Source organism: Labrenzia sp. THAF187b (genome assembly GCF_009363375.1).
Lineage (GTDB): Bacteria > Pseudomonadota > Alphaproteobacteria > Rhizobiales > Stappiaceae > Roseibium > Roseibium algicola.
This window is the reverse complement of sequence record NZ_CP045344.1, coordinates 4,933,615-4,949,501: the sequence shown is the minus strand read 5'-3', so window position 1 is coordinate 4,949,501 and position 15,887 is coordinate 4,933,615. Positions and strand designations below refer to the sequence as shown.

Here is a 15,887-nt window from a genome sequence, read left to right as displayed (position 1 = left end):
CGGATGGGCAATCAGCCGCTCTGCTGGTTTCGGTTCGAGCCCTGCAGAATAGCTCCGATAAAGGCGGCCGTCTCCTGCCAATCGCTGCTCAACAGATCGATGTAACCTGCCTTTTCAGTGGTCTGCAGAAATCTGGCGTCTGCGATGAACTGTATCTGGACAGCGGACGGCAGGGTCGCGTTCACGGAGGTGTGGTTGGTCGGACTGTCGTCAATGAAGACAACCGGCTCCGGACGTCCACGAGACAGAGCTGCAACCGCACCACCTTTGGGACCGGAATTCGTCAGCAACGGAAAGGTGATACCGAGCCCGGTGAGCAGCTTTTCCCGCACTGGCTTGTTGTGACCTCCGGGCAGATTGGTCAGCAGGATAACGTCCCATTGCTGTGCAAGTGCATTGAGCGCATCGCCTGCACCGGGGACCATGTCCTGACGATGGCTGACTTCGTCGAAGAACTCCAGAAGCAGTTTGCGAACGTCGTCGGACGACAGTGGTTCCCGGTTGTCGCGCCGGCCGATATTGCCGGTCAGCCTGTACTCGTACTTCAGGAAAGCCAGGTCGCGAGCGTGAAGATAGTCTTCCAGATGAGCGATCAGATGCAAAATCACTTCATCCACATCGCAGATGATCAAAGGACGGTTCGAAAACGGCAGTGCCTGGATCTGCGCAAGAACTTCGGGCAGCACCTGCGTCGGTTCAGGCATGGTCTTCGTCTCCGCCGGCAATTGCGTAGCGTGCAGCGGCCATCATCGTTGGCCGTATTCCGGCATTTTCACAAAAGGCAAGCAGCAGAGCTTCGTCCATCATGTAGAACTCGAGGACACCGGCAAGAAACCCCGGTTCTCCCGCCGCTTCTCGAATCATTTCCGGTCCAATTCCAGAAAAAGCAAGAAACCTGCCGATCTGTTCAGGGTCACGACTGAGCTGGAGAAGGGCTTCAGTAGCAATTCCTTGTGCTTCTTCAACGGACAATGACTTGCTCTGTATATTTTTCATTGTGTTTTTTTGCCTTTCTGAAACGATTCCGGGTTAGAAGAAATTTAATGCGGACCGGGGAAGGGTTCTACCGCGGACTAAAAAGTGCTGCGAAGATAAAATGGGACCGGCAAGTGGCCGGGTAAAGGGCCGGACATATGGCAAAATCCGTGTTGATCGTCGAAGACAACGAGCTGAACATGAAGCTGTTTCATGATCTGCTCGAAGCGCACGGCTATAATACATTGCAGACCCGGACCGGCATCGAAGCCTTGCAGTTGGCCCGTGAGCATCATCCCGATCTGATCCTGATGGATATTCAGCTGCCGGAAGTGTCGGGGCTGGAAGTCACGAAATGGATCAAGGAAGACGAGGATATCGCTTCCATCCCGGTTATCGCCGTGACGGCTTTCGCCATGAAGGGCGATGAGGAGCGTATCCGGCAGGGCGGGTGCGAAGCTTACATATCCAAGCCGATCTCCGTAGCGAAATTCCTGGAAACAGTTCGGGCATATCTCGGCGAAGCGTAACGGGCCACCGCCGGCGGTAGAACTGCGGCGGGTAAAGATTTCTGCAAGGTTTCACGGTTGTTTGGCATGGCTGCTTGCAACCAATTCCTGCGAATCGCAAAACCTCACGCTCACGCGCTCTTCATATTAAGGTTACGGATTTACTAAAACGGCATTGTTTCTGTGCATATTTTGCGGAAAATATTGCAATCAGGCAACATTCAGGTAGTGTGACCGCAGATTAGTGTTTTTCCTGATCGCCTCAATGACGTGGTAAAGAATGCCGTAGCGTCAAAACAGGCAATACAGTTTCCCCTCGGAGTGCTCAGGTCCGCCGCATCTCCTGGGTCCGTGGGGCAGGTCGGCAGGGAACCGGCCGATGAGTGGCCTCCTCGAATGCCGTGTTCCCGCCGACCACTAATCTTTCAACCGAAAATCAAGAAGCAGCACCAGCAGCAATGCTGAAGCTGCGTCGTCGTGCCTCTGCGTCCGTGCAGTAATCGTTAGTGGAAACAGGTTTCACGACGCTGGCTTGCACCGACAAAATTTCAAAACACATTCGCTTAGACATGAAAAAACCCGCCGTTTCCGGCGGGTTCTTTAAAAATCATCTGGAACCAGATCTTACTTGATCTTGGTTTCCTTGAACTCGACGTGCTTTTTCGCAACCGGGTCGTATTTCTTTTTGACCATCTTCTCGGTCATCGTACGGGAGTTCTTCTTGGTGACATAGAAGAAGCCGGTGTCAGCCGTGGAGAGGAGCTTGATCTTGATTGTTGTCGCCTTGGCCATGGCCTTGGATCCTGTTCTCTGTTGTCGGGCAAAGAGTTCTTGCGGCCAGATGGCTGGCGATGAATCTGCCCCAATGTCTGAAATCAGCGCGCAAACTACTCATCGCAGCGCGAAAGTCAAGCACTTGCTATGGTTCAGCTGCCTTTTCGGACCATGTCAGCCATTCTGCCGCAGTGCTGTCAAAGCCTTCGTTATCGTATCGACCGACTGGTCCACGTTCAGGCTGGAACTATCCAACTGGAGACATGGTTCCGTCCATTGTTCGTAATCATGATTTCGTACCTCAGACCAGCGGGGCAGGGTCAGTCCGTCAATCTCGGTTTCCCTGTTTTCAACGCGCTTGCGGTGTTCGCGCTCATCCGAGCAGACAATCTCGACATTCAGCAGTGTCGCGCCGGTTGATTGAGCGGTCTCCCTCCACAATTGCCTGGATTCGGCAACCGGGTTGACCGTATCGGCAACGACGTTGTGACCAAACTCCAGGTTTCCGGCAGCGATAGCAGCAAGGGCGAGGTAACCCGCGTCTTCAGCCGGATGAATGTTCAAGACACTGCGTTTGAGGGCAGCTTCAACCGCATCCACCCGCAAAAGAAATGCGGGCAGACGCCGGCTCAGTGCCTTTGCTATCGTCGATTTGCCGACGCCGGGCAAACCGGAAAGGGCAATCAGGAAAGGCATAAGCCTGGACACGCCTTTGTGTGTTGCAACGGCCAGCAATCCGCCAGGTACAGGTAGCTTCAGAGCTCCTGTTTCACGAAACCGCCCTTGCGAAAGAAATAGTAGGGGACAGGCGTCGTCGGTGAAAGCTCAGGGTCTTTTGCCAGCCTGTCTTCCAGGTCGGTCAGGATCTTGTTGGTGATCATCGGCAGATCCTTCTGCCTCGCCTCTTCGAAAGTCAGCCAGGCACAGTCTTCCAGTTCGCCGGACGGGCCGGTTCCGTCGGGCAACCTGTCGGCAATGGCGTCCGCCCAGACGGCCAGAAAACGGGTGTCGAAGCGTCGCGGGCGTTGCGGTGGGGTGATGGCCCTCGCAATCATCCGAAGGCCGCTCAGGTCGGGCTTTATGCCGCGCTCGGCAAATGCCTCGAAGCCGGTACCAAGGTGCAGGTGGTTGTTGTGCGCCTGACGGCCGATAAACAGCCCTGCCTCTTCATAGGTTTCCCGAATGGCCGCCAGGGCCAGCGCACGAACGCGTGCGGCCGACTTGGCGTTCTTCAGGTCCTGCGTAAGCTTCGCCTCGACGTCCGGATGATAGGGAAGCACGTCGGTCACACGGGAATCGGAGACATCCACTCTGCCGCCGGGGAACACGAATTTTCCCGGCATGAAGGCATGGCGCATGTGACGACGGCCCATCAGCAGCTTCACGGAACCCCGATCGTCACGGTCCAGAATCAGCAGCGTCGCGGCATCCTTGGGACGGATATACGGGTAGTTTCCGGCTTTTTCGTCTTTTGCCAGCTGCTTTTCGAACGAACCGCTCATGTAACCCTTTCGGAAGGCACCGGAGTGGGAGGCGTGTCGTCTTCCGCATCCGGGTCAAAACCATGCATGTAGAGCGCCCACTGCAGGCCGATCAGCGCGCCTTTGATCGGTCGCAGAAGCGACAGCGACAGGATCAGCGTCAGCGGCACCCAGAGAGACATATGGATCCACAGCGCGGGATGCCACAACACCTCCACGGCCAGAAGGCCGGGAACGATAATGTGGCCGACAATGGTGATTGTGAAATAGGGCGGTGCGTCGTCCGCGCGATGGTGATGGAACTCCTCACCGCAGACAGAGCAGGCATAGTGTGGCTGAAGGAAGCCGTCGAACACCTTGCCTTTTCCGCAGTTCATGCACCGGTTGCCGGCACCGCGCAGCATGGCCTGAAGAACATTGCGCCGCGGTTTTTCGGATGCTGTTTCCGGCGTTTCCAGTTTGTCGTGCACTTCATACCGGACCGTCACGAAGATCTCCTTCGACCCTGTTTCTTCGGTGAGGTCTTGCCGCGTCCGCCCTTCGGCGGCCCACGCCGCACCTTTGGCGCGGCTTTCCGGATGCGTTTGCCGGCAATGCTGCCGTGGCTCAGCAGCTCGAATGTCAGTGCACCGGCAAAGGGGGCTGCTTCCACCAGCCGGACCTCCACTTGATCGCCAAGTTGGTAGGTCTCGCCGGTTTTGTCACCTATCAGGGCGTGCGACCCTTCGTCATAGCGATAATAATCGAGGCCGATTGTGGAGGCCGGTACGAAGCCGTCGGCACCTGTATCGGACAGGCGAACAAACATGCCGGACTTGACCACCCCTGCAATTCTGCCCTGAAAACTCGCGCCGATCTGGTCGCTCATCCAAAGGGCGATCAGACGGTCGATTGTGTCGCGTTCGGCAAGCATTGCCCGCCGTTCAGCGGCCGAGATTTCAGCGCCGATGGCCTCAAGTTTCGTCTCGATACCTTCCGGCAAGCCATCCTTGCCAAGCCCGAGCGCGGATATCAGCCCACGGTGCACGATCAGATCGGCATACCGGCGGATCGGTGAGGTGAAATGCGCGTACCGCCGCAGGTTCAAGCCGAAATGGCCGATGTTCTGCGGTGCATATTCTGCCTGGGCCTGGCTTCGCAAGACCACCTCGTTGACGAGGTTGGCCTGAGGCGTGTCCTTCACCTTGGCAAGTATGCCGTTGAAGGCGGAGGGGCGAAGACCACCGGAGGACGGCAGCTTGATGTTGATCGTCGACAGAAAGTCTTTCAGGCTTTCCAGCTTTTCCGGGGTCGAGGCATCGTGGATCCGGTAGAGCAGGGGCGTTTTCTTCTGCTCCAGTGTTTCGGCGGCTGCCACGTTCGCCTGGATCATGAATTCTTCGATCAGCTTGTGGGCGTCCAGACGCTCCGGAACATAGACATGATCGACAGTGCCATCCGCTTTCAGCTTGATCTTGCGTTCCGGCAGATCGAGTTCCAGCGGTTCGCGCGCCTCGCGTCCCTTCTTCAGCACGGCGTAAGCGGCCCATAGTGGCTTCAGGACGCCGTCGAGCAGGGTTTCGGTCTTCTCGTCTGTCGTGCCGTCAATCGCCTTCTGAGCCTGCAGATAGGAGAGTTTTGCTGCCGAACGCATCAGCACCCTGTGAAAGGTGTGCCCGGTCTTGCGTCCGGTCTTGCCGAACACCATCCGCACACCAAGCGCAGGCTTGTCTTCCTTTTCCCTTAGCGAGCAGAGCTGGTTGGAAATTCGCTCCGGCAGCATCGGGATTACCCGGTCGGGAAAATAGACCGAGTTGCCACGCAGGTTCGCTTCCCGGTCCATCGGAGAGCCGGGGGTGACGTAGTATGCGACATCCGCAATCGCCACATAGCAAATATAGCCGCCTTCGTTGGAAGGGTCCTCGTCCGCTTCGGCGTAGACGGCGTCATCGTGGTCTTTTGCGTCGGGCGGGTCGATGGTGATCAGCGGTACCTGCCGCCAGTCCTCGCGCTTGCCGAGTTTCTCCACCGGCTTTGCGCTCTCGGCCTGCGCTTCTACGGCTGCCGGAAAGACATGCGGAATGCCATGCGATTGCAGGGCGATCTCTGAAACCGCCTTTTCCGAATTCATCGAGCCGAAACGCTCAACCACGGACGCGACGGGATGGCCGTAGCGGCCGGAGCGCGTCACCTGAACGCTGACAAGATCCCCGTCCTCTGAGCCCTTGAGGTCACGCGGATCAATGTCGAGTTCCCGCTGCTTGCGGTCAATCGGTTCAAGATAATGCGGGCGAGTGCCGTCACGCATCCGCAGAATTCCGAGGATTGCTCCCTGACGCTTTTCCAAAACGCGGATGACGCGGGCAACATGTTCTGTTTCGGGGCCGCTCTCAGCTTCGGTCAGGCGTACGAGTGCGCGGTCACCCAGGCCGGGTTGCGTCGCCTTGGTCTTGCCGGTCAGCACCAGAATTTTCGGCGGGGTGCCAGCCTCGTCGTCCCAGTCGACAGGGGTCGCAATCAGCTCACCGTCCCGGTCGCGTGCAATGAGATTGGCCACGAAAACCGGTGGCAGATCGCCAGGACGGATCATGCGCTTGTTGCGCTTTTCCATCAGGCCGTCGTCGGTCAGGTCCTTCAACATCTTTTTCAGATGGATGCGGGCCCCGCCGATAATACCGAAATGACGGGCAATCTCACGCTTGCCCGCACGCCCCGGGTTATCTGCAACAAACGCGAGAATATCCTCGCGTGATGGCATTTCACCCGGAACCTTGGCGTGTTTTCGATTGGTGTGCTTGCGCGTGTTAATCCGTTTTGCGCTCAACTCGCATCATCCCAGGGCACCTCTTCGGACGACGCATCGACCTTTGCCTTTGCGGATGACTTTGCCGTCGTCTTCTTGGTGGCCGTCTTTTTGGTTGCTGTTTTCTTCGCAGCAGGTTTCTTGGCAGCCGCCTTCTTCTTGGTGCCGCCCTTGGAGGCCTTTGCCGCGATCAGCTCCAGCGCCTGTTCCATCGTCACGGCCTTGGGGTCGGTGTCCTTCGGTAGCGTGGCGTTGATCTTGCCGTGCTTGACGTAAGGCCCGTAGCGCCCGTCATAGACATTGATTGGGCCGCCTTCGGACGGATGCTCGCCAAGCTCCTTCAGCGGCGTTGCCGCTGCACCACCGCGGCCACCACCCTTGGCGCGTTTCTGCGCCAGCGCATCAACAGCACGGTTGATGCCGACGGAGAACACTTCGTCTGGCGTGGACAGGTTGGCATAGGTGCCTTCATGCAGCACGAACGGCCCGTAGCGACCGATGCCGGCGGAGATCATCTTGCCGTCTTCCGGGTGTGGCCCCACCTCGCGTGGCAGCGACAGAAGCTGCAGCGCCTTTTCCAGATCCATGTCCGGTGCGGACCAGCCACGGGGCAGGGAGGCTCGCTTCGGCTTGGCTTCCTCGCCCAGCTGAACATAGGGGCCGAAGCGGCCGTTGCGCAGGGAAACGTCAAGGCCGGTTTCCGGATCGGTACCGAGAACCTTCGGGCCGTCGTCACCTTCGCCGTCTTCACCGCTCGGCTTGCCGAGCTGCCGTGTAAAGCCGCACTCGGGATAGTTGGAGCAGCCGATGAAAGCGCCCCAGCGGCTGACCTTGAGCGATAGCTGACCGGTGTCGCAGGACGGGCACTTGCGCGGATCGGTGCCATCCTCCTTCGGCGGGAAGATATGCGGCCCGAGCAGCTCGTTCAGCGCGTCGATGACATGGGCAACGCGCAGGTCCTTGATTTCATCGACCGCGCCGGAGAACCCGGTCCAGAAATCACGCAGCACGTCGAGCCAGGAAAGCTCGCCTGCGGAAATCTTGTCGAGCTGTTCTTCCAGGCTCGCTGTGAAGTCGAATTCGACATAGCGCTGGAAGAAGCTTTCCAGGAACGCGGTAACAATTCGGCCCTTGTCCATCGGAACAAGCTGTTTCTTGTCGAGTTCGACATAGTCGCGGTCGCGCAGGGTCTGAAGCGTCGAGGCGTAGGTGGACGGCCGGCCGATGCCAAGCTCTTCCATCTTCTTGACCAGGCTCGCTTCGGTGTAGCGCGGCGGCGGTGTCGTGAAGTGCTGCGAGGCTTCGATGGCTTGTGCGGTTCCGTCGACAGAGGCAGCCGTCAGCGCGGCACCTTCATCAACGGCCGGCAGGCGCTTGGAGTTCTCGTCTTCCTCGTCGTCCCGGCCTTCCTGATAAAGCGCAAGAAAACCGTCGAAGCGGACGACGGAACCAGTGGCACGCAGATTTGCGCGTTTACCGGAACCGTCGGCGAGAATCTCGATGGTGGTCCGTTCCAGAACGGCCGACTCCATCTGAGAAGCCATGGTCCGTTTCCACACCAGCTCATAAAGCTTCGCCTGGTCCGGATCGAGGAACCGGGCGACATCCTTCGGACGGCGCGAAAGGTCCGTTGGCCGGATCGCTTCGTGTGCTTCCTGGGCGTTCTTTGCCTTGGAGGTATAGACGCGCGGGCTTGCCGGTACGTAGTTGTCGCCGAAATCCTTGGCGATTACGGAGCGGGCGGCAGCGATCGCTTCGCCGGCAATCTGAACGCCGTCGGTACGCATGTAGGTGATGAGACCGGAAGTCTCGCCACCGATTGAGATGCCTTCATAAAGCTTCTGCGCCACCTGCATGGTGCGCGATGCGGAAAACCCGAGTTTGCGTGAGGCTTCCTGCTGCAGTGTGGAGGTGGTGAACGGTGCCGCCGGATTGCGCTTCGCAGGTTTGGAAGCCACGCTGTCGACCTTGAAGCTGGCACTTTCCAGCATGGTCTTGATCGCGGTGGCTTCGGCTTCGTTGTTGATGTCGAGACGGCCGATTTTCTTGCCGTCAAACCCGGTGACGCCAGCCTGGAACATGTCCCCGGTCGGTGTCTTCATGTTGGCGAAGATCGACCAGTATTCCTGCGGCTTGAAGGTTTCGATCTCCATTTCCCGGTCGCAGATCAGCCGCAATGCGACAGACTGCACGCGCCCGGCGGAACGGGCACCGGGCAGCTTGCGCCACAAGACAGGCGACAGGGTGAAACCGACCAGGTAATCCAGTGCTCGGCGGGCGAGATAGGCATCGACCAGCGGTGTGTCCAGCTGGCGCGGGTTGTCCATTGCTTCCAGGATCGCCTTCTTGGTGATCGCGTTGAAAACAACGCGCTCGACCTGCTTGTCCTTCAGCACCTTCTTCTTTTGCAGCACTTCCAGAACGTGCCACGAAATTGCTTCCCCTTCGCGGTCGGGGTCAGTCGCGAGAATGAGGCGGTCGGCATCCTTGACCGCATTGGCGATTTCGCTCAGCCGTTTCTGCGCCTTCGCATCCACTTGCCAGCTCATGGCGAAATTGTCGTCCGGCAGCACCGAGCCGTCCTTGGCCGGCAGATCTCGCACATGGCCGTAGGAAGCCAGCACCGTATAGTCGGAACCGAGATATTTGTTGATCGTCTTGGCTTTCGCCGGCGATTCGACAATGACGACGTTCATTCTTACCCAAAATATTTTTGCCGGATACGGAGCCCCCGCCCGGTGGAGAAGGTGATCTGAGTGCTAATTCAGTGGCGCAGACGATCAAGGATCAAGCGCCGCCTGTCAAATGGACCTTTGATCCTTCCGGGTCAAGCGGTTCGGTCCAGATACGGGTTATCCACTGAGATTCAAGGAAAAACGGCCCCTTACATCAAAGCGGAGATTTTGTTGCCGCGGTGTCTTTCGAGGCGCCCGGCAAGTTCGAGTTCCAGCAGCACGACATGAACCGACCTCGCATCACCATCCGCAAAGCGTATCAATTCATCCATGTCCACCGGGGTTGGACCAAGCGCCGCAAGGACGCGGTCACGCAGCTTTCCGTCCGGTTCGGAGCGGGAAAGAGGGGCGGTTTCGCTCTCTTCGCGGAACTGCCTGCCAAAGGGAAGGGTTGGCGCCAGTCGACCACCAAGGCTTTCCAGCACATCGTCGGTGGTCGAGACAAGTGCCGCACCCTGCCGGATCAAGCCGTTGGCACCTTCCGAACGCGGATCCAGGGGGGAACCCGGCACGGCGAAGATGTCCCTGTTCTGCTCAAGAGCATAACGAGCGGTGTGAAGAGAGCCGGAGGCCTTGGCGGCTTCGATAACGATGACACCCAGAGACATGCCTGAAATCAGCCGGTTGCGCCGGGGGAAATCCCGGCTGCGCGGTTTCCAGCCAAGAGGCATCTCGCTGATGACGGCGCCTCCTGTGTCGAGAACGGCGGCAAGCAACCTGTCATGTTCCGGCGGGTAGAGCACATTGATGCCTCCCGCGAACACGGCGATGGTGCCTGTTTGAAGTGAGGCTTCATGGGCGGCAGCATCGATCCCGCGGGCGAGGCCGGACACGATTGAAAAGCCTTCCGCTCCAAGCCCCTGTGCAAATCGTGTCGCAAGTTTTCTGCCCGAAAGCGAAGCGTTGCGGGCTCCGACGATCGCAATCATCCGCTCCCGGGTCAGCGCGTTGGTGCCGCCCTTTACGGACAGGAGCGGCGGTGGACCGTCGATGTGTCGCAGATGTTGCGGATAGTCGGGTTCATGCAGGCCAATCAAACGGGCCCCGATCCGCCCGTGGGCGTCCAGCTCGGCTTCGGCGTCTTCAAGCGGACAAATCCGGCTTGCCTTGCCGCCGCGCCTTGCAAGATCGGGAAGCAGCTCCAGCGCTCGTTGAGCGGAGCCAGCGTGTTTCAAAAGTTCCGCGAATGTAACGGGACCGACGTTTTCCGATCGTATTAGGCGGAGCCACGCCAGACGTTCCGCCTCGGAGAGGTTGCCGGGAGTTATATTTTCAGGGACGCGGTTCACGCGCTTTCATCGCCGGGCGGAGACGAAGCATTTGCCGCCGGTTTGGATTTCGAGCCGATCTTGCTTTCTTCTCCACGCAGAAGCCGGCCAATGTTCTCGTGATGCTTGGCCCATAGCAGCACCGACAGCAAGACAAACATCTGAGCTATCTGAACCTGATGGAAAACGAGATAGAGCACGATCGGGGTCAGCAGGGTTGCCGTCAGTGCGGACAGAGACGAATAACGGAACAGGAAGGCCATGCCGATCCAGATGCCCGCCGCGAGCAGGAACATGGGCCAATAGAGGCCAAGCAGAATGCCGAGGTAGGTTGCAACACCCTTGCCGCCCTTGAACTTCAGCCATACCGGGAAGAGATGCCCGAGAAACGCCCCAAGGCCGGCGATAAGAGCCATTTCCTGGCCGTAGAAGTGATTGACGATCAGAACGGCAACGGTGCCCTTCAATCCATCCCCCAGCAACGTGGCGGCTGCCAGAGATTTGCGGCCGGTGCGCAGAACGTTGGTGGTGCCGATATTGCCCGAGCCGATTTGGCGGATGTCTCCAAGTCCGGCCATGCGCGTGAACAGCAGGCCGAAGGGAATCGAACCGAGCAGATAGCCGAAGGCGAGGGCGGCGAGATAGTAGGGCCAGGCAAAAGCCCAGCTGATCGGTTCTGGCACGCGATACTCCAATGACGTGCATAATAAATAGCCATCGCAATGTAACGGCATGGCAGCCCGGATCAAGTCCGGCAACTGAGAAAAGAGTGTCTTTGCAGGGAAATAGCGCGGGGTCTATTCCGACAGCTTATATTTTTCCGCTTCCACCAGCAGCGACCCGAACGGAAGGGAAATACTCGCCCGGAGCGGGACGAGATACGGCTTGTCACCAACCGGTGCGAGCCAGACCTCCATGGACTTGTTTGCCGCGAGTTGCTGGATCGACTTGCGCTTCGGCCGGTGGCCGGAAATGGGTTCGTACCGGACACCGCAGACAATGACGTCTCCCTTGAAACGGCCATCAGATGTCCTGGTGGCCTTTCGGGATTTGTACTGCAGGTGAACGTCGTAACGTTCCTTGCCGTCGAAGATGCGCAATGTCCTGTTGCAGCTCTCCTTGGCAAGGCCTTGCGGGGCAGGAAGCACGGCGGCGGTCAGGGGATCGAGAACACTCTTAAGATGCTCTGCGGTTACCTTGACCCGTTCCTTCATCCGATCCTGCGGCGGCCGAACTTCGATAGCGTCGATACTGCCCTTGCGCATCCGCATGGTAATGGTTCCGGTCTCGTCTTCACTCTTGAGGTCAAGAGCGTAGCGGGCTGGCTCCAGGTCGAGTTTTTGTGCGGTTCCAGCGACTTCAACTGTGCCTTTGCCGTCAGACACCAGCCGCCCGAAGGCGGCGGTCTGGCCGTTGGCGTTGACGGAATAGGACTTGCTGTCGACATCCAGTGACAGGACGCCGGAGCCGATAGGCAGCCCAAGGGCGTAAAGCTTGTACTTTATGTAGAGATCAGCCGCCGAAGCGCTGCCGGTAAACAGCGCGGGTATCAGAAAGGCAAGGGCGATCAGGCGCATCAGCATGTTCCGTTGGAAGTTCCGTTCGCGCCAGATTCAGGGAGAATTGTGGCGCGAACAGGATCAGCGTTGGAACGGAAACAAGGGCTTGTTCAGGTGTGGCTGAAAACCGTTTTCCCGCCGACAACCGTGCGCAGCACCCGCCCCGAGAACCGTGCATCCTCGAAGGGAGAATTCTTCGAACGTGACTTGATGGCGCTTTTTTCCAGGACCCAGGGACGCTCGGGATCGAACACGGTCACATCCGCCGGAGCTCCCTTGGAAAGACGTCCGGTTTCCAGTCCCAGCCGGTCCGCCGGGCGGCAGGTCATGGCACCAAGCAGGGTGACAAGGTCGACCTGTTCGGAATGATAAAGCCGCAAGGCGGCCGCCAGAAGGGTTTCCAGGCCGATAGCACCGTCTTCTGCTTCCGCCCACGGATGGCGTTTGGTTTCCACGTCCTGCGGGTCATGATTGGAGCAGATGATGTCGATTGTGCCATCGGCAACAGCCGCGATCATCGCTTGCCGGTCGTCTTCGTCGCGCAGCGGTGGCGACATCTTGAAGAACGTCCGATAGGCGCCGATGTCGTTTTCATTGTGGGTCAGGTGATTGATCGACACCCCGGCGGTGATGTCCAGCCCTTTCGCCTTGCCTGCTCGAACCACGTCTGCGCTGTCGGAGGTGGAAATGAGGTTTGCGTGGTACTTGCCCTTGGACATGGCAACCAGGCGCAGGTCCCGCTCCAGCATGATGATTTCCGCTTCACGCGGCACACCGGAAAGACCTTTCCAACTGGCGTTCAGCCCTGCGTTCATGACCCCGCCGGCGAGGTCCGGGTCTTCCGTGTGGTGGATGACCAGCGCGTCGAAATCGCGGGCATAGGTCATCATGCGGCGCATGACCTGGGCATTCTTGACCGACTTGTGGCCGTTGGTGAAGGCAACGGCTCCTGCTTCCTTAAGCAAGCCGATTTCCGCCATCTCCTCACCCTTGAGGCCCTTGGTCAAGGCGGCCAGTGGCAACACGTTGACAATGGCCGTGTCACGCGCCCGGCGCAGGATGAAATCGACCAGTGCGGGATCATCAATCACCGGATCCGTATCGGGCATGGTGCAAATTGTCGTCACGCCGCCGCTTGCGGCAGCCTGGGAGGCACTGGCGAGCGTTTCCCGGTGCTCTGCACCCGGTTCTCCGACGGAAACGCAGAAGTCGATCAGGCCCGGACAGGCGATCGCGCCCTTGCAGTCGATGATTTCCGCACCGTAGGGAGAGCCCTGGTTGGCAGCTTCCGGCCCGGCGGCGAGAATGGTGCCGTCCGCGATGATGACGGAACCTGGAGCATCCAGGCCGCGTGCCGGGTCAATCACTCTGGCGTTTGAGAGAACCAGAGGTTTGGGTGTGTCGTAAGCCACGTGTCTTGTCCCCTGGATCAGTTGTTCGGCAGATTGGCGGCAAGGGCTTCAAGCACGGCCATGCGCACGGCAACACCCATTTCCACCTGTTCGCGAATAAGGCTTTGGGTGCCATCTGCAATCGAGGCATCGATCTCGACACCGCGGTTCATCGGCCCCGGATGCATGACAAGGGCGTCTTCCTTGGCATAGGCGAGCTTTTCCGCGTCCAGTCCGTAGTAGCGGTAATATTCCCGTACAGATGGAATGAAGGCACCGTTCATGCGCTCGCGCTGCAGGCGCAGCATCATGACGATGTCGGTACCCGCCAGGCCTTCCTTCATGCTGGTGAAGACCTCGACGCCCATCTTGGCGATGCCGGACGGCAGGAGGGTGGTGGGGGCAACAACACGGACGCGCGCTCCGAGCGCGTTCAGAAGAATGATATTGGACCGGGCAACGCGAGAATGGGCGATGTCACCGCAGATGGCCACGGTAAGGCGCGCGATCTTTCCCTTGTGTCGCCGGATGGTAAGGGCGTCGAGCAGGGCCTGTGTCGGGTGTTCATGCGGGCCGTCGCCGGCATTGACCACGGAGCAGCCGACCTTGCGCGCCAGAAGATGCACCGCACCGGCCGCGTGGTGGCGAACCACCAGAAGATCGGGGTGCATGGCGTTCAGCGTTGCCGCCGTATCGATCAGCGTTTCGCCCTTCTTCACCGACGACTGGGACACTGCCATGTTCATCACATCCGCCCCGAGCCGTTTTCCGGCCAGTTCAAAAGAACTTTGGGTGCGGGTTGAGTTCTCGAAAAAGAGGTTGATCTGGGTTCGTCCCTGCAAGACCAGCCGTCGTTTGCTGATCTGGCGGGAAACCTCTACGGCTTCTTCCGCCCGGTCCAGAAGGCCCAGAATTTCGTGGGGGTGAAGGCCCTCTATGCCCAGCAAATGACGATGGGGATAAGGGCTGTCTCGATGGGTGTTGCTCGCGGTCATCGAGACCATTCCTATAAGGAGGAACGCCCGGTTCGACAAGTCAGGAAATCACATCATGCCCGCTGTCCACATACCTGCTAAATATTTGATCGGCTGGACAAAATATGGCTGCGTGCGCGGCAGTAGTCGGGAGAAGTTTCAAAGGCGGCACTCACAGGCGCCGCCAAAGGATTGAATCTATTGTGTTCCACCCAAGATCACGACCGAATCTTGGCGAGAATACTGTCGCAATAGTCGCAAAGAGCCTGCAGGTTTCCATCCGCTTGCAGCTTGCAGTCAACCTTGCCAGACGCGCATGATAAGTTTCTGAAAATTATAAAAAATTTTCAGATTCGGCCAGGCGTTGCACATGGCTCGGTAACTGTGCCGGTCTAAAGCGAAGTGATGACGGGCACGATTTTACGCAATTGGGCGAGCATCTGCTGCCAAAGGGCCCGATCAAGTGACCAGCAGCAGGGCGAGCGGGATCGTCAGAGTCGCTGCCAGGGTCTGAAGCGTGATGATCTCGGCCATCAGCTTTGCATCGCCACCCATCTGGCGGGCGAGCAGGTAGGAGTTGCTGGCGCAGGGCACTGAACTGGCAATGATGACGACGATCAATGCGGGGCCCGTGACGCCGAAAAGACTGGCAAAGCCAAAGGCAAGCAACGGCATGAATATCGGACGCAGAAAGGTGCCGAGGGCGAGCGCCGGTCCCGGTCGGCGGAGTGAGCCAAGGTCCAGCCCGGCTCCAACGCAGATGATGCCGATGGGGAGCGCGGCCCTGGAAAATATCTCCAGGGTATCGTCGACCACGAAAGGCAGTGATATGCCGCCTGCGTTCATGATGCCGCCTGCGCCGATCGAGAGGATGAAGGGGTTGGTGAACAGGTCTTTCAGGATCTTGGCGCCACTTGGTGACGTTCCACTGGCGTAATGCGACAGTACCAGGATGCTGGCGACATTGAGCAAGGGGATCATGAACACCATTGCGACCGCAAGCATGGCCAGCCCTGTTTCGCCGACCACATTGTCGGCAATCGCGAGCGCGATCATGGCGTTCCAGCGCAAGGTGCCCTGAAAGATGGAGGTAAAACGCGGCGCGGCAATGCCCCAGGCTCGCTCGATGGTCGTGCGTGCCAGAAGCAGAAGCAGCGCCATGGACAAGATGGAGGCGAGCAGCGCACCGCCCATGTTGAGCGTCGGAAAACTGGCGAAATCCGCTTGCGAGATCGTGCGGAACAACACCGCCGGAAACAGGACATAATAGGCAAGCCGTTCGACACCACGCCATTGCTCGCCGGTAATCAGTCCGGTGCGGGCGATCAGGTAGCCGGAGGCAATCACGAGGATGACCGGCATCAGGGCGGCAAGTGTGGTCAGCATGTGTTCGGCTTTCGCGTTCGACAGGCCTTGAAACAAGGGCCTGTACCCTGCAG

15 protein-coding genes are annotated in these 15,887 nt (G+C 58.8%); 1 reads left to right on the top strand and 14 read right to left on the bottom strand.

Going from position 1 to position 15,887, the window contains the following annotated elements; all coding sequences use genetic code 11:
- Positions 1-11 precede the first annotated feature (11 nt).
- Together FIV03_RS22670 and FIV03_RS22665 are read right to left on the bottom strand one after the other, a co-directional pair.
- Positions 12-704 carry an HAD family hydrolase gene (locus FIV03_RS22670; protein WP_152511067.1) on the bottom strand — a complete coding sequence of 231 codons (693 nt, stop codon included), beginning with the start codon at positions 702-704 and terminating at the stop codon, positions 12-14.
- Positions 697-996 (bottom strand): DUF3572 domain-containing protein, encoded by a 300-nt coding sequence (locus FIV03_RS22665; RefSeq protein WP_023004046.1) that lies wholly within the window; start codon positions 994-996, stop codon positions 697-699. The genes FIV03_RS22670 and FIV03_RS22665 overlap by 8 nt, the downstream gene beginning before the upstream one ends.
- A 137-nt stretch (positions 997-1,133) precedes the next feature.
- Here FIV03_RS22665 and FIV03_RS22660 point away from each other — a divergent pair, with 137 nt between their 5' ends.
- Entirely contained in the window at positions 1,134-1,505 is a 372-nt protein-coding gene (locus tag FIV03_RS22660) for a response regulator (RefSeq protein WP_006934912.1), read from the top strand.
- Positions 1,506-2,108: 603 nt separating this feature from the next.
- On the opposite strand, the gene rpmG is transcribed toward FIV03_RS22660, so the two are convergent.
- From rpmG to FIV03_RS22600, 12 genes are all read right to left on the bottom strand, one after another.
- Positions 2,109-2,276, bottom strand: a complete 168-nt coding sequence (gene rpmG / locus FIV03_RS22655) for a 50S ribosomal protein L33 (protein WP_023004047.1) — start codon at positions 2,274-2,276, stop codon at positions 2,109-2,111.
- A gap of 156 nt (positions 2,277-2,432) precedes the next feature.
- Positions 2,433-2,954 (bottom strand): AAA family ATPase, encoded by a 522-nt coding sequence (locus tag FIV03_RS22650; RefSeq protein WP_152511066.1) that lies wholly within the window; start codon positions 2,952-2,954, stop codon positions 2,433-2,435.
- A 59-nt stretch (positions 2,955-3,013) separates the two neighbouring features.
- The gene (locus FIV03_RS22645) at positions 3,014-3,760 is read right to left on the bottom strand and encodes an NUDIX hydrolase (RefSeq protein ID WP_152511065.1); all 747 of its coding nucleotides are present in this window, start codon (positions 3,758-3,760) and stop codon (positions 3,014-3,016) included.
- A complete protein-coding gene (locus FIV03_RS22640) occupies positions 3,757-4,227 on the bottom strand; it encodes a DUF983 domain-containing protein (RefSeq protein WP_173013915.1) in 471 nt (156 codons plus the stop codon). The genes FIV03_RS22645 and FIV03_RS22640 overlap by 4 nt, the downstream gene beginning before the upstream one ends.
- Positions 4,224-6,476, bottom strand: coding sequence for a ribonuclease R (rnr, locus tag FIV03_RS22635; RefSeq protein ID WP_152512043.1), 2,253 nt, complete (start codon positions 6,474-6,476; stop codon positions 4,224-4,226). Before rnr ends, FIV03_RS22640 begins: the two co-directional genes overlap by 4 nt.
- Before the next feature lie 62 nt (positions 6,477-6,538).
- Entirely contained in the window at positions 6,539-9,217 is a 2,679-nt protein-coding gene (topA, locus tag FIV03_RS22630; RefSeq protein ID WP_062489010.1) for a type I DNA topoisomerase, read from the bottom strand.
- A gap of 188 nt (positions 9,218-9,405) precedes the next feature.
- Positions 9,406-10,545, bottom strand: coding sequence for a DNA-processing protein DprA (dprA, locus tag FIV03_RS22625; protein ID WP_152511064.1), 1,140 nt, complete (start codon positions 10,543-10,545; stop codon positions 9,406-9,408).
- Positions 10,542-11,207 carry a glycerol-3-phosphate 1-O-acyltransferase PlsY gene (plsY, locus tag FIV03_RS22620; protein ID WP_031270763.1) on the bottom strand — a complete coding sequence of 222 codons (666 nt, stop codon included), beginning with the start codon at positions 11,205-11,207 and terminating at the stop codon, positions 10,542-10,544. Before plsY ends, dprA begins: the two co-directional genes overlap by 4 nt.
- Before the next feature lie 114 nt (positions 11,208-11,321).
- Entirely contained in the window at positions 11,322-12,101 is a 780-nt protein-coding gene (locus FIV03_RS22615; RefSeq protein ID WP_173013914.1) for a DUF3108 domain-containing protein, read from the bottom strand.
- Positions 12,102-12,193: 92 nt separating this feature from the next.
- Positions 12,194-13,495: a dihydroorotase gene (locus FIV03_RS22610; protein WP_055653733.1), complete on the bottom strand. Its 1,302-nt coding sequence runs from the start codon at positions 13,493-13,495 to the stop codon at positions 12,194-12,196.
- Positions 13,496-13,512: 17 nt separating this feature from the next.
- Positions 13,513-14,478: an aspartate carbamoyltransferase catalytic subunit gene (locus FIV03_RS22605; protein ID WP_286202223.1), complete on the bottom strand. Its 966-nt coding sequence runs from the start codon at positions 14,476-14,478 to the stop codon at positions 13,513-13,515.
- A 429-nt stretch (positions 14,479-14,907) separates the two neighbouring features.
- Positions 14,908-15,834 carry an AEC family transporter gene (locus FIV03_RS22600; RefSeq protein WP_055653735.1) on the bottom strand — a complete coding sequence of 309 codons (927 nt, stop codon included), beginning with the start codon at positions 15,832-15,834 and terminating at the stop codon, positions 14,908-14,910.
- Positions 15,835-15,887 lie beyond the last annotated feature (53 nt).

What these genes read in the sequence shown, in the direction of transcription:
- FIV03_RS22670 (WP_152511067.1), bottom strand. Translation starts at nt 704, where the DNA reads ATGCCTGAACCGACGCAGGTGCTGCCCGAAGTTCTTGCGCAGATCCAG.
- FIV03_RS22665 (WP_023004046.1), bottom strand. Translation starts at nt 996, where the DNA reads ATGAAAAATATACAGAGCAAGTCATTGTCCGTTGAAGAAGCACAAGGA.
- FIV03_RS22660 (WP_006934912.1), top strand. Translation starts at nt 1,134, where the DNA reads ATGGCAAAATCCGTGTTGATCGTCGAAGACAACGAGCTGAACATGAAG.
- rpmG (WP_023004047.1), bottom strand. Translation starts at nt 2,276, where the DNA reads ATGGCCAAGGCGACAACAATCAAGATCAAGCTCCTCTCCACGGCTGAC.
- FIV03_RS22650 (WP_152511066.1), bottom strand. Translation starts at nt 2,954, where the DNA reads ATGCCTTTCCTGATTGCCCTTTCCGGTTTGCCCGGCGTCGGCAAATCG.
- FIV03_RS22645 (WP_152511065.1), bottom strand. Translation starts at nt 3,760, where the DNA reads ATGAGCGGTTCGTTCGAAAAGCAGCTGGCAAAAGACGAAAAAGCCGGA.
- rnr (WP_152512043.1), bottom strand. Translation starts at nt 6,476, where the DNA reads ATGCCATCACGCGAGGATATTCTCGCGTTTGTTGCAGATAACCCGGGG.
- topA (WP_062489010.1), bottom strand. Translation starts at nt 9,217, where the DNA reads ATGAACGTCGTCATTGTCGAATCGCCGGCGAAAGCCAAGACGATCAAC.
- FIV03_RS22615 (WP_173013914.1), bottom strand. Translation starts at nt 12,101, where the DNA reads ATGCGCCTGATCGCCCTTGCCTTTCTGATACCCGCGCTGTTTACCGGC.
- FIV03_RS22605 (WP_286202223.1), bottom strand. Translation starts at nt 14,478, where the DNA reads ATGGTCTCGATGACCGCGAGCAACACCCATCGAGACAGCCCTTATCCC.
- FIV03_RS22600 (WP_055653735.1), bottom strand. Translation starts at nt 15,834, where the DNA reads ATGCTGACCACACTTGCCGCCCTGATGCCGGTCATCCTCGTGATTGCC.